At 63.9% G+C, this 12,650-nt stretch carries 14 protein-coding genes; 4 read left to right on the top strand and 10 right to left on the bottom strand.

Features of this window, described 5'->3' with window-relative positions:
- Positions 1–54: 54 nt before the first annotated feature.
- Both LB515_RS06165 and LB515_RS06160 read right to left on the bottom strand, forming a co-directional pair.
- Positions 55–528: an SRPBCC family protein gene (locus LB515_RS06165; RefSeq protein WP_224707105.1), complete on the bottom strand. Its 474-nt coding sequence runs from the start codon at positions 526–528 to the stop codon at positions 55–57.
- A 47-nt stretch (positions 529–575) separates the two neighbouring features.
- Positions 576–1,445, bottom strand: coding sequence for an SDR family oxidoreductase (locus tag LB515_RS06160; protein WP_224707104.1), 870 nt, complete (start codon positions 1,443–1,445; stop codon positions 576–578).
- Positions 1,446–1,549: 104 nt separating this feature from the next.
- Here LB515_RS06160 and LB515_RS06155 point away from each other — a divergent pair, with 104 nt between their 5' ends.
- On the top strand, positions 1,550–2,443 hold the full coding sequence (locus LB515_RS06155) for a LysR family transcriptional regulator (RefSeq protein ID WP_224531371.1): 894 nt from the start codon (positions 1,550–1,552) through the stop codon (positions 2,441–2,443).
- A gap of 152 nt (positions 2,444–2,595) precedes the next feature.
- Here the strand turns inward: LB515_RS06155 and LB515_RS06150 are convergent, their stop codons facing one another.
- Both LB515_RS06150 and LB515_RS06145 read right to left on the bottom strand, forming a co-directional pair.
- Positions 2,596–3,906 (bottom strand): hemolysin family protein, encoded by a 1,311-nt coding sequence (locus tag LB515_RS06150; protein ID WP_224707103.1) that lies wholly within the window; start codon positions 3,904–3,906, stop codon positions 2,596–2,598.
- Positions 3,907–4,077: 171 nt separating this feature from the next.
- On the bottom strand, positions 4,078–4,785 hold the full coding sequence (locus LB515_RS06145) for an LssY C-terminal domain-containing protein (RefSeq protein ID WP_224531265.1): 708 nt from the start codon (positions 4,783–4,785) through the stop codon (positions 4,078–4,080).
- Positions 4,786–4,838: 53 nt separating this feature from the next.
- Between LB515_RS06145 and LB515_RS06140 the strand changes: the two genes are divergently transcribed.
- A complete protein-coding gene (locus LB515_RS06140) occupies positions 4,839–5,591 on the top strand; it encodes a gamma-glutamylcyclotransferase (RefSeq protein ID WP_224531270.1) in 753 nt (250 codons plus the stop codon).
- Positions 5,592–5,597: 6 nt separating this feature from the next.
- On the opposite strand, the gene LB515_RS06135 is transcribed toward LB515_RS06140, so the two are convergent.
- The 3 genes from LB515_RS06135 to LB515_RS06125 form a co-directional block, all read right to left on the bottom strand.
- Positions 5,598–6,428, bottom strand: a complete 831-nt coding sequence (locus tag LB515_RS06135) for an extensin family protein (protein WP_224531273.1) — start codon at positions 6,426–6,428, stop codon at positions 5,598–5,600.
- 136 nt (positions 6,429–6,564) lie between these two features.
- Positions 6,565–7,554 (bottom strand): extensin family protein, encoded by a 990-nt coding sequence (locus tag LB515_RS06130; protein WP_224707102.1) that lies wholly within the window; start codon positions 7,552–7,554, stop codon positions 6,565–6,567.
- A gap of 132 nt (positions 7,555–7,686) precedes the next feature.
- Positions 7,687–8,112, bottom strand: coding sequence for a DUF3775 domain-containing protein (locus LB515_RS06125; protein WP_224531280.1), 426 nt, complete (start codon positions 8,110–8,112; stop codon positions 7,687–7,689).
- Between the two features lie 178 nt (positions 8,113–8,290).
- On the opposite strand from LB515_RS06125, the gene LB515_RS06120 reads away from it, so the two are divergent.
- Positions 8,291–8,824: a tetratricopeptide repeat protein gene (locus LB515_RS06120; RefSeq protein ID WP_224707101.1), complete on the top strand. Its 534-nt coding sequence runs from the start codon at positions 8,291–8,293 to the stop codon at positions 8,822–8,824.
- Between the two features lie 259 nt (positions 8,825–9,083).
- Positions 9,084–9,557 carry a transcription elongation factor GreA gene (gene greA / locus LB515_RS06115; protein WP_095766573.1) on the top strand — a complete coding sequence of 158 codons (474 nt, stop codon included), beginning with the start codon at positions 9,084–9,086 and terminating at the stop codon, positions 9,555–9,557.
- 140 nt (positions 9,558–9,697) lie between these two features.
- On the opposite strand, the gene waaC is transcribed toward greA, so the two are convergent.
- The 3 genes from waaC to rfaD are packed head-to-tail and all read right to left on the bottom strand — an operon-like array spanning position 9,698 to position 12,599.
- The gene (gene waaC, locus LB515_RS06110) at positions 9,698–10,672 is read right to left on the bottom strand and encodes a lipopolysaccharide heptosyltransferase I (protein WP_224707100.1); all 975 of its coding nucleotides are present in this window, start codon (positions 10,670–10,672) and stop codon (positions 9,698–9,700) included.
- Complete coding sequence (waaF, locus tag LB515_RS06105; RefSeq protein WP_224707099.1) at positions 10,669–11,676, bottom strand: lipopolysaccharide heptosyltransferase II; 1,008 nt, start codon at positions 11,674–11,676, stop codon at positions 10,669–10,671. Before waaF ends, waaC begins: the two co-directional genes overlap by 4 nt.
- A complete protein-coding gene (rfaD, locus tag LB515_RS06100) occupies positions 11,649–12,599 on the bottom strand; it encodes an ADP-glyceromanno-heptose 6-epimerase (protein ID WP_224707098.1) in 951 nt (316 codons plus the stop codon). The genes waaF and rfaD overlap by 28 nt, the downstream gene beginning before the upstream one ends.
- Between the last annotated feature and the right edge of the window lie 51 nt (positions 12,600–12,650).

The raw sequence follows: 12,650 nt of genomic DNA, 5'->3' as shown, positions 1-12,650 counted from the left end.
CTGCCTTGCGCCGTGGACGAGAGAAGGTCCCGGGTTGATGTTCATGAGTAATGGTCAGAGCCGGCCCTCCATGAGCAGCTCGCGGGTGCGCTTCAGTGTGGACAGCAGGGCAGCCTTGTAGCCCTGGTCGCCGTCGAACTGCGCCTGCTCGGCCTGCTCCTCGGGGCCGTTCGGCTCTTTGCCGCGCAGGCCGAGATAGCAGTAGAAGCGCAGATGGAGCGTGCCGTCGGCGCCCTCGAACAGTTCGTTGACGATCGCGCCCTCGCGCGGCCCGGCGGCCTGGAGGAATGTGACTTTGCTCTGCGGTTCAAGCGTGATGATCTCGCGCAGATCTGCACCCGCAATGGTCGCTTCGCGCACGAAATACGTCGCGCTTTCCTCCACGACATCGCAGCGGGTGCAGAGGTCTGGCGGCAGGAATTCGCGGGCGTCGCGAGCCTTGAGCTCCAGGCCAGCCCAGGCTTGCGCACGGGTCAGCCTGGTCGCGCCTTCCGGGTTCACCGGGACGGTGGCGGTTGAGTAGATCATAATCGTATCCTTGGGATTGATGTTGGGGTGGCAGGCTGCCGCCGGCGTCAGGCCGCGGCGGCGATTTCTGCGGCGAAGTCGCGATAAGTGCGCAGCGGACGGCCCAGCAGCTTGGTCAGGCGGTCGACGTCGCCAGCGTCGGGAATCATGCCCTCACTGATGAAGCGCTCGCCCATCAGGCGCATGTCGAATGCCATCCAACCCGGCATGAACTGCCGCAGGTTCTGTTCGAAGCCTGCCAGGTCTTCGCCGGGATAGGCGATCTGGCGGCCCAGGACCTCGGTCCAGATGCCGGCGACATCCGTGCCGGTCAGGGTGTCGGGACCGACGAGGTTGATCCGGTCGAGCGGGAGGGCAATTTCGGCCTGCTCGCGGCGAAGCAACTCGATCGCCGCGACCTCGGCTATGTCGCGCGCGTCGACCATTGCCAAGCCTTTGCTGCCGATCGGCATCGGATAGACGCCATAGCTGAGGATCACGTCCTTGATCATGAACTCGTTGTTCATGAAATAGGCCGGACGAAGGATGGTGGCGTTGAGGCCCATCTGCTCGATCATCCGCTCGACCGCGAGCTTGCCGGCGAAGTGCGGCACGTTCGCGTAAAGCTCACCGTGGATCACCGACAGGTAGACGATGCGTTCGATGCCTGCCTCGCGGGCCAAGTTGAGCGCGATCAGCGCCTGGGTGAATTCGTCGGGCACCACGGCATTGAGCAGAAATAGGGTGGAAACGCCCGAGAAGGCGCTGCGCAGAGAATCGACGTCGATCAGTTCGCCCTGCACCACGGCGACGCTCGCAGGGAAGTTCGCCTTCGAAGGGTCGCGGACAAGCGCACGGACATCGGCGCCGCGCTTGACGAGTTGGTTGACGACTTGGCTGCCGACATTGCCGGTCGCGCCGGTAACGAGAATGGTCATGGGGTTCACTCCGGGTTTGGGTCAAAAGACATCCCGTAAATGAGTGATCCACATTCGAACCGATAGGCGCTATATTTGGACACAGCGTCTCAATGTTGGAACAGATGGACCTTCTCGCCCTCGCTGATTTCAATCTGGTTGCCCGGCACGGAGGGTTTGGAAGGGCGGCGCGCGCCGCGGGGCGCCCGAAGGCGACCCTGTCTCGCCGGGTCGCGGAACTGGAGGCCGCCCTCGACTTGCGTCTGTTCGAGCGCGGGGCGCGCGCGCTGAAGCTCACCGAGGAAGGACGGGCGCTCTTCGAGCGGACGGGAGCGTTGCTGACCGAACTGGACGAAACCGCGACGGCGATCGCTTCGGGCGGACACACGCCGCGGGGCAGGCTGCGGATCAGCGCACCGCTGCTCTTCTCCCAAACTGCGATGGGGAAGCTGGCCGCCGGGTTCGCGCTGAAATATCCGGAAATCCGGCTCGAGGTCACGACGGAAGACCGGGCCGTCGATATGATCGAGGAGGGGTACGATCTGGTGATCCGGGTCAATCCTGAGCCCGATGAAAGTCTTGTCGGACGGGTGTTCCTGCGCGACCGGCTGGTGGTGGTCGCGAGTCCGGGCCTCGCCAGACCGACCGACGATCTCGCCGTTCCGGCCGTCGTGCGGGAATCCGGCGAGCGCGTTGCCGCCTGGGACATCGTGACGCCGACCGGACGATCACGCATCGCGATTGAGCCAGTCCTTCGCCTTTCGTCGCTCCTGATGTTCCGCGATGCCGTCCGGGCGGGCGTCGGCGCCGGACGTTTGCCGATCTCGCTCGTAAGTCACGATCTGGCTGCTGGAACGCTGGTGCATTGGGGCGATGTCGACGGCCCGGACATCGCCCTATGGACGCTCTATCCGTCCCGACGCTTGCTCAGCGTCCGCGTATCGGCGTTCCTCGACTATTTGAAGCAGGCCTTTCCCAAGGGAACCCCTGACGAATTGGCAGCCTATATCGGCGGATGAGACGGAATGATCGAAACGCTATCTGCGCCTTCTCTATGCGGCGACCCTGTACGGTCGGGGGCGGCAGCTTGTTGGTGGGCCTGCCGAAAAGCAGACTGGGCACCTCCCGCCGCAAAGCTGACGGCGAGTTGGTTACCACATAAATTTCGTCCTCAGCGCGCCACCGGGCGGTGGCCGTCGGGCAGGCGGGTGGCGATCAGCTTGTCGATGCGGCGGCCGTCGAGGTCGACCACCTCGAAACGCCAGCCTTGCGCGTCGACGCATTCGCCGGTGGTCGGCAGATGATGCAGATGCGACAGCACATAGCCGGCGACGGTTTCGTAGTCGCGGTTTTCGGGAAGGTCGATGCCAAGCACCTCGGCCATCTCGTCGGCCTGCATATAGCCGGCGAGCAGCCAGGAGCCGTCCTCGCGCTTGACGGCGTTTTCCTCCTCGCCGGCTTCGAGGTCGGAGCGGAACACGCCGGTGATGGCTTCGAGGATGTCGGCCGGGGTGACGATGCCTTCGAAATGGCCATATTCGTCGTGAACGAGGGCCATCGGCACGTCCGATTCCCTCAGCTTCTGCAGGACATCGAGCGCGTCGGCCTGATCATGCACGATGGGGGCGGCGCGCACATGCTGGCGCGGATCCAGCACCCTGCCGGCCAGAAGGGCGGCCAGCACGTCGCGCGTCTGGATGACGCCGACCATGGCGTCGACATTGCCGTCGCCGACGGGCAGCCGCGAGTGCTGGGTATCCATCAGAAGTTTTTTGACCGCCGTGTCGTCTGACTGCAGGTTCAGCCAGTCGACCTCGGTGCGCGGCGTCATGACGGCGCGCACGGCGCGGTCGCCGAGGCGCATGACGCCTGCGATCATGCGTCGCTCATCGGATTCGATGGTGCCGTGATGCTCGGCCTCGGCGACCAGCATCTTGATCTCCTCGTCGGTGACCTTCTCTTCGGTCTCGCCGGCCTGCCCAAGCAGCCACAGCACGGCTCGGCCCGAGAGGTCGAGCAGGAAGACCAGCGGCGCAGAGAAGGTGGCGAGGATGGTCATTGCCGGCGCGGCTCTGACGGCGACGCGCTCCGGATCCTTGAGCGCGATCTGCTTCGGCACCAGCTCGCCGACGATGAGCGAGGCATAGGTGATCAAAGCGACGACGATGCCGACGCCGACAGGATCGGCGATGTTTTCGCGGATGCCGGTCGACGCCAGATATTGCGCCAGCCTTTCGCCGAGCGTGGCGCCCGAAAAGGCGCCGGAGAGAACGCCGACCAGGGTGATGCCGATCTGCACCGAGGACAGGAACTTGCCGGGGTTAGAGCCGAGCGCCAGCGCGCGGCCGGCGCCCCTGACGTTGCGGTCGATCATCGCCTTGAGGCGGGCGGGCCGCGACGAGACGATGGCTAGCTCCGACATCGACAAGAGGCCGTTCACCAGAATGAGGACGGCCACGACGGCGATTTCAACATATAGCATGGGCGGTCAATAGCATTGCTGCAGTGCGTTCGAAAATAGCCCGCGGGTATTTTTGGAACATGACAGGCGCGCTGTTCAGGCGGCATCCCAAAGCGGCGCCGAAAAATGCCCGACAAACGCGTCGACCACGACGCGCACCTTCGGCGTCAGCGCGCGCGTGACAGTGCGCCGTCACTGCTGCGTCTTCAGAACGCCGATAATGGCCATGCCGTCGGTGAAATAGGGATCGCCGCCGCCATTGCGTCCGGCCTTGGTGGCACCGATCCCGGGTATCTCGCTGGTGGAGGCCAGCAGGTCGGCGGCCTTCAGATCGCCGATCAGGAAGTCGCGCTCCGCGTCGATGTCGGGGCCGATATGGTGGGTGACGGCGCCGGTATCGTGGCTGAGGCCGACGCCGCGGTCGAAGCTCGCGGCGCCCAGCCAGTGCGGGCGGCCGTCGTCGCCCACCGTGTCCGTCTGCCAGAAGCGGACGTGGTGGCGACGGTCGGCGCTGTCGCCGACCGGCTTCTCGAAGGCCAGGTCCTGGGCTCGGCCCTCGAACAGAAGGCGGCTCATCGGCGCATCGGGGTAGGGGCGGGAAAACAAGACGCTTTCGCCGATGTCGATCGCGGTCCGCAGCGTCACGGCATCGGCCGTATCCCAGCCGGCGACGGCGAAGGCGTGGACGATTTCCTTCTCGGTGCCGATCAGGCCGACATTGATCGGGTCGCCGGGAATGCCCTGCGGCGTATGCGTCACCATCTCGAAGGGCTGGGTGCGGAAGCCGCGCTCCCGCCAGGTCCAGAATTCCGGCGCGGCGAGATAGGCGAGCATCACGTAGAAGGCGCTGAAAGCCGCGATCCAGATCACCGCGCGTCGTCTCAAACTTCTGTGGCTCATGAACGCCGCTCGATCCCGTGTGGCATGTGTTGCGCGACAATCACGGGAAATCAATGGCCAGCGATCTGGAGACCGTCTACCATCGCAGCGAAATGGAACCGACAAAGACAGGCCGCGGGAAAATGGCGCTGACTGCCGAGCTTGTCGCGAGGGTCGAGCGCATGGAGCCGGATCCAGGTCCCGAGCCCGGAACAAGCGAGCATAGCGACGCTGAATTTGACGGTCTGGCCGAACAGCTGCTTGCGCAATATCGGCCTGAGACGCTTTGGGTCTTTGCCTATGGCTCGCTGATCTGGAATCCAGAGTTCATCTATGAAGAGCAGCGTCAGGCGACGGCACTGGGTTGGCACCGTTCATTTTGCCTGAAGCTGACACGCTGGCGCGGAACGCGTGAATTGCCGGCGTTGATGCTGGCGCTCGACCGGGGAGGCAGCTGCAACGGCATCGCCTATCGGCTGCCGGCGGAGGACCATCAGGGGCAGATCGTCCAACTGCTTCGTCGCGAAATAGATGCGAACCCGCCGACCAACGTGCCATGCTGGATCAAGCTCCGGACCAGGGACGGGCCATTGCGTGCGCTGGCTTTTGTCGCGGCGCCCGAGGGCAGGGCTTATGCCGGCAGGCTGGCGTTGGAGCAGGTTGCGCACACGTTGGCGCGCGCCGCCGGGCATTGGGGCTCCTCGGCGCAATATCTTTTCCGGACGGTCGCCAAGCTGGAGGAAAGCGGGATCCGCGACAGAAATCTCTGGCGTATCCAGGATCTGGTCGCCCGGCAGATCATCGCTGCCACCGAAGCCCAATGCTAATCTAGACTAGCGGCAGGCGCGGTAACCGCTTTTGCGGTTCTTGATGTCGAAATGGAAATGGTTGCGGTGGTCGTAATTGTAGCCTGGGCCGAGCACCGTGGTGAAATACTCGCAGCCGTCGGCGCGCACATTGTTGAGGAAGCCGCGCGTGCGGAAGGCGAACAGGCCGGGCTTGCGGACGTCGATGTCGTCGCCATTGTTGAGCTCGATGCTCATGACGTCGAGGGCGTTGCCCTTGCCGTGCTCGGACAGCACGCCTTCGCCGGCGATGTTGCGGCAGGAATAGCTGGAGCCTTGGTGGATCGCCTTGACGCCGGAGAAATAGCGCCAGCGGGCGGCCGGCTGCAGCTCGTTCTTCGTCCATGCGGCAAAGGTTGCGGCCATGTTGCAGGTCAGCGTCGCCGCGGGCGTCATGGCGACATTGCCGATGGCCGAGACTTTTACCGGATAATCAATGCCGCACTGGCCCTCATGGATCGGCTGGACGTCCTGATAGACGACTCCCATCCGCTTCAGCTCGTTGCGGCAGTCGATTTCGCTGGCCGGCATCTGCTCGAGAGGCGACATCGGCTCGTCCATGCGCGGATAGGCGACCTGCGTCATATAGGGGTTGGACGGAACAAGACGCTGCATTCCGGAATATTGCGGCGCATCGGGCTGCGGCACGGCTGCCGTCTGGCTGCCGACATCGACGGCCGGCTGCAGTGCAAAGACGTCACCGGTCGTGCAGGCCGATATCGCCGCCATGGCGACGCCCGCGGCCAGCCCGGCGACCGTGATGCGCGCACGCTTGCTCCGTTGCGCCGCTGCCAGCATAGCGCCAAGTCTTCGAGCCATTGAAAGGCGTCCTTGTCCCCGAATGGCACAAGGTTAAACGCCAACAGTAAAGGAAAGATCAGCGCCGGCATTCACGCATGGGGCGGAATTGCGGCGCTGTTCTTGGCTTGCTGCGGGCAAGACTTCCGGAATTCACCTATTGGCAGAAGGTTCCGCCGTGGCGGCGCGGTTCCAGGTCCAGATGGAAATGCAGCGCGTGGTCGGGATCGGCGCCTGGTCCGAGCACCGTCTTGAACGGCCCGCAGGCAGCCTTGCGCACCGCGTCGAGGAATTTTGCGTCCTTCTCCGGCGGCGTCGGCCCGACCTCGATCTTCCTCCCGTCCGACAAGGTGAAGCTGGCGATGTCGAGCGCGTTGCCGAAGGCGTGTTCGGACAGTTTGCGGGTGCCGTTGCGCGGCCGGCAGACAAAGGCCGAGCCCTGGTCGATCGATTTCAAATCGGCGCCGAGCTCGGCCTTTGCCGTGGGCTGGACGATTTCGGCCATGAAGCGCGCCGCCGCCTCGGCCATCTGGCAGTTGAGCTCGGTGCCGGGACTGATGCCGATCGACTTGCCGAGCGTTTTCAGAATTATCGGATAGGGGATCGAGCAGCCGATTTCCGCATCGTGCTCGGCCTTGTGCTCCTCGAACTCGACGCCCAGAGCCTTCAGCCGCTCGCGGCACGCGGTTTCTTCCGCCGGCATCGTTTCGGCCGGCATGTCGGCCGAGCGCGGATCGGGAAGCATCTTTTCCTCGCCCGGCGGTTCGGGTTTCTGCGCTGGCTGCGGCGCGGTTTCCGGCGGCTCCGGCTCCAGTTCGGTGGGCTTCTGCGGGGGCGTCGGCACAACATCCGGCGTCTGCGGCTCGGCTTCCGTCCGCGGCGCGGATTGAGCGCTCTTCGAGCGCGGCGGACGGGCGTCCCATTTCGGATGCGATTTCTGCTGGTTGAGGAAGTCGTCGCTGCCGTCCGCGCGCGGCTTGCCTTGCCCGGACTTCTCAGTGCCGTTCTCCAGGTCCTGCGGACGCGATCCTGGAACCGGGGTCGCCGGCGGCGTTTCCGGAGCCGGAGCGGCGCTCTGGCTGGCCGGCGGCAGATGTCTTTTATGCCGATGATGATGCTTGGCTATGGCCGGCGTAACCAGCAACATCGCAGCCGCCACAGGCAGCGCCAATCTGCAAAGTCGTGAAAGGCTCAGCGTTGCCATCGCCCGGAAACGGCGGTCGCGGTGCGAAGTTGCCTGTATCGACTGCCTTGCCGATCACAATCGGTTACCGGCGCGTTACGCGCCGATGGCTTCAAGGCCTTCCTCCAGCCAGTCGGCAAGCATCGGCAGCCCGAGCAGATATTTGGCCGCGCGCTTCCTGGGGCGCTCCCTGGCGGCGGCCACCGCGTCCGTCCATTCGGATGCCTCATAGTCACCGCGGCCGACCCAGGCGAGCGCGATGAGCTCGGCCGCTTCGTCGATATTGAGATCGTTGATCAGCTCGCGCAATTCTTCCCCGGTCAGGTCTTCCGAGGCTTCCTCGACAAGGCCGTCATGATGGTGGCTGTCATGTGTGTCGCCGTCGAACTCGACCTCGTGCTCAGCGCCGTCATCATAGTCCTCGTTGACGGCAGCACTCAGCGCCTTCGCCTTGAGGATGAACAGGCGCACCGTGTCCGGATCGATCGAAAGTTCCCACTCCTTCTCGAGGCGCTGCTGCACGGTCCTTCTCCACGTGATGCGCTTGGTCCGATGATAGCGGAATTAAAGCGCGCGTCACGTCCGCAGCTATCGGCTTCTGTCCGGCCCGTTCAAAATAGTTCGGTAGTCGCCCGCATTTCGGGATGAAACCGCGCCAAGGCGGCGTTAATCTGGCATTGTCACACTCACGGAGGCTTCGATGCGCAGACGTTTGCTTGTTCAGGTCATGGCTATTGCGGCGCTGCCGCTGTTCGTTGCGCCGGCTTTTGCGGCTGGTGAAGGCGGCAGCGGTGGCCAGACGACCACCACCTGCAAGAAGGGCGAGGTCTGGGACAAGAAGAAGAACAAATGCGTAAAGCCGCAATATGGCATGCTGGACGACGACAGCATCTACGAGGCCGGTCACGATCTGGCGATGGCCGGACGCTATGACGAAGCGATTTCGGTGCTGACGCTCGCCGCCAACAAGCAGGATCCGCGAATCCTCAATTATCTCGGCTATTCGCATCGTCATTCGGGCCGCGTCACGGTCGGCCTCGGCTATTACGAGGAAGCGCTGCGGATCGACCCGAATTACACGCTGGTGCGCGAATATCTCGGCGAAGCGCATCTGCAGATCGGCGATCTCGCCGGCGCGCAGCAGCAGCTCCAGGAAATCGAAAAGCGTACCGGCAAGGGCTCGCGCGAATACGGCATGCTGTCCGAGCAGATCGATCATTTCCTGAGGAGCTGAACAGGGCTCGAAGCCTCTCGAACCGGCTGCGGGCAATCGCAGCCGGTTTTTTATTGCTCGCCGTCAGCCCGGACCCGCGAAAGCGGTGATCATTTTGCCGAACTTCAATTTTTGGCGTGAAAATCGCGCAAAGATCGCTATATTCAGGAAAATTGTGGTGAGACGGTTCCGTTAGCCCGAGGCTGCCGGACCGTTTTCTTTTTGTACCTATTGACAAGGTCCCTCCCGAAAACGGGGGTGGCGGCAGAAAGGTCAGGCTATGATCAAGGTCCCGATGACAGGCGAGGGGTTTGCGTCATTGAAGGAAGAACTTCGCTGGCGCCAGCAGGAGGAGCGGCCTCGCATCATCGAGGCGATTTCCGAAGCGCGCTCGCATGGCGACCTGTCCGAAAATGCCGAGTATCACGCGGCGAAAGAGTCGCAGAGCCTCAATGAAGGCCGCATCAACGAGCTCGAGGATCTGATCGCGCGCGCCGAGGTCATCGACGTCTCCAAGCTCAGCGGCGACAAGGTCAAGTTCGGCGCGACCGTCGTGCTCGTCGACGAGGATACCGAGGAAAAGAAAACCTATCAGATCGTCGGCGACCAGGAAGCGGACGTGAAGTCGGGCCGCATCTCGATTTCATCGCCGATCGCGCGTGCGCTGATCGGCAAGGAAGTCGGCGATGCCATCGAGGTCAATGCTCCGGGCGGCGCGCGAGGGTACGAGATCGTCCAGGTGCAGTTTATCTGAGGACCTTTTGATAATTCTACTCTGGCGGCCGACTAGCGTAGTTTTCTGCGCTTCCGGTGCTCACGTACTTTAAGTACGCTCCGCTCCGGTTCTCGAAAACTACGCCATTCGACTCGCCAGAGCGAATTCTGAAAAGGTCCTCACGCTGGCGCCTTTGAACTGAGCGCCAGCAGCCGCTCAGCCTCCACCATCACCTCAGCCGGCGTCACTCTGCCGCCGGCTGGCGCAAGCAAGGTCGATGCAAACTTCCCGCGCGGGCCGGTGAGGCCCGGTTCCGTCGCCAGGAAGACAGCGACCGTCGGCAGGCCGAAGGCGCTGGCGAGGTGGGTGAGGCCGGTGTCGGCGCCGATGACGAGCGTCGAATGGCCCAGGATCGCGGCGATCTCGGCGAGCGGCGATTTCGCAACCAGCACCGTCCCTGGCACCGCACTGGCAACGGCTTCCGCCACATTCTTTTCCGCCTCATTCGACCAAGTGACCACTGGTGTGAACTGCCGGTCGGTCAGTCGGCGCGCGGTTTCGATCCAATCCTCGATCGGCCATTTCTTGTCCTCGCGGCTGGTGCCGTGCAGCAGGAAGGCGGTCTGCCCGTCGATGCCAGGCAGGTTGCCCGCCGGCGGCACGATGCCTGAGCGAAGCGTCGACAGGTCGGGCTGATAGCCAAGCGCCAGCCCGAACAGCCGTCTGGTGCGCTCGATGGCGTGCAGGTCGCGCGGCACCGCATATCTGTGTCGATAAAACAGCGTCGCCGACGGCTCGCGGGCGCTTGCCCGATCGAAGCCAGCAATCGGCGCGCCGGTCTGGATCGCGACCAGGGCCGATTTCAATAAGCCCTGCGCATCGATGACCAGATCGTAGCGGGAGGCGCGGAGCGCTCCGCGCAGTCCGGTCATCTCGCGCCACGTGGCTCCGTCGAGAAGCCGCTTGCGCCAGCGCCGGACCGCCACCTTGTGAATGGTGCCGATCGCCGGATGCAGAGCCACGATACCGGCAAACGGCTCCTCCACGCACCAATCGAAACTGACATCAGGACGATGGCGTACCGCGTCCTCGACGGCGGGAAAAGTGTGGATGACATCGCCCATCGACGATGTCTTGACGATCAGCACTTTCATGCCGCTGCCGGAACCTTGAGCAAGCGGTCGGCCGCGGCGGTGACGCGCGCGACGTCGAGCGTGTTCAGGCAGTTGAGATGGCCGAGCGGGCAGACCTTCTTGTGGCAAGGCGAGCAGGACAGATGCAGCCAGATCAGCTCGGAGCGCTCGCTGAGAGGCGGCGTGTTATCCGGCGAGGTCGAACCATAGACGGCAACGATCGGCGTGCCGACGGCGGCGGCGACATGCATCAGCCCGCTGTCATTCGAGACCGCAAGCTTCGCCGCGGCGATCAGGTCGATGGCGTCCTCGAGGCGTGTCTTGCCGGCAAGGTCGACGGCGCCCGGCGCAAGGGCTGCAATCTCGCCGGTCACGTCGGCATCGTTCTTCGAGCCGAGCAGCGCGACGCCCAAGCCCTTGGCCATCATGTCCCGGGCCAGCCCGGCATAGCGATCGCTCGGCCAGCGTTTTGCCGGGCCGAATTCGGCGCCGGGTATGAGCGCCACAAATTTTTTCCCGGTCAGCCCGAAGCGCACCAGCAGATCGGCCTGGTTGGCCTTGTCGACGGTAAGACGCGGCGCGCGAAAAGTGCCGCCGCGCGCGAGGCCGAAATAGGCGCGTGCGGTGCGCCGTTTCAGCGCCTCGGGCAGGGGTACGACATCCGTCAGCAGGCCGTAGCGCATCTCACGCAGATTGCCGACGCGATGTGGGATGCGGGCGAAGAACGGGATCAGCGCCGATTTCCAGCTCCCCGGCAGCACATAGGCCATGTCGTAGCGGCCGCGCAGCAGGCGGCCGAAGCGCCTGCGGCTGCGGAACTCGAGCGCTCCCGGCATCAAAGGAAAGTCGATCTGGCTGCGTATCTCGGGCATGCGCTTGACCAGCGGGGCAGCCCAGGCCGGCGCCAGCACGTCGATGGCCGCATTCGGATGTTTTTCCTTCAGCGCCGCAAACAGGCACTGCGCCATGACCATGTCGCCCACCCAGCGTGGGCCGATCACGAGGATCGTTGGGCCTTCAGCCATTCGACATAGTCCCTGACGCCGGTTTCGACTGTGCGGAATTGGCCATTGTAGCCGGCCGCGCGCAAGCGGGACATATCAGCCTGCGTGAAACTCTGGTAGCTGCCCTTGAGATGGTCGGGGAAGGGGATGAATTCAATCTCGCCCTTGCCCAGCGTGTCGATCACCGTCTCGGCGATCGCCCGGAACGGCTGGGCGCGGCCGGTGCCGCAGTTGAAGATGCCGCTCGCGCCGCGCTTCCAGAGCCAAAGATTGACGTCGGCCACATCGCCGACATGGATGAAGTCGCGGCTCTGCTCGCCGGGTCCGAAGTCGCCATAGGCGCCGAACAGCTTCGGGTTTTCGCCACGCTCGACCTGGTGGAACAGATGGAAGGCGACCGAGGCCATGGCGCCCTTGTGCGCCTCGCGCGGCCCATAGACATTGAAGTAGCGCAGGCCCGCCACTTGCGAATGATCGGTATCGAAGACGTTGCGGCGGACGTAGTCGTCGAACAACTTCTTCGAATAGGCATAGACGTTGAGCGGCCGCTCGAAGTCCGGCTCCTCGCCAAACTCGCTGCCGCCGCCATAGACCGAAGCCGACGACGCATAGAGGAAAGGCACGCGCAGCTTCAGGCAGGCATGCAGCAGCCGCTTCGAATAGGCGTAGTTCACCTCCATCATGAACTTGCCGTTCCACTCGGTGGTGGTCGAGCAGGCGCCTTGATGGAAGACAGCCTCGATGCGGCCGAGTGCGCCGTCATCGAGCCGGGCGAGAAATTCGTCCTTGTCGAGATAGTCGGCGATGCGCAGGTCGGCAAGGTTGGCGATCTTGTGGCCGTCGGTGAGATCGTCGACGACGACGATGTCGTCGTGGCCCTCGGCATTGAGAGCGGCGACGATGTTGGAGCCGATCATGCCGGCGCCGCCCGTGACGATGATCATGATGGCCTCCGGTTTGCCTTGCCGATTCCGGCCCTTATAAGGGAGGCAGGG

The organism is Mesorhizobium sp. CA15, from assembly GCF_020165215.1.
GTDB lineage: Bacteria > Pseudomonadota > Alphaproteobacteria > Rhizobiales > Rhizobiaceae > Mesorhizobium.
This window is presented reverse-complemented; position numbering and strand designations above follow the sequence as displayed.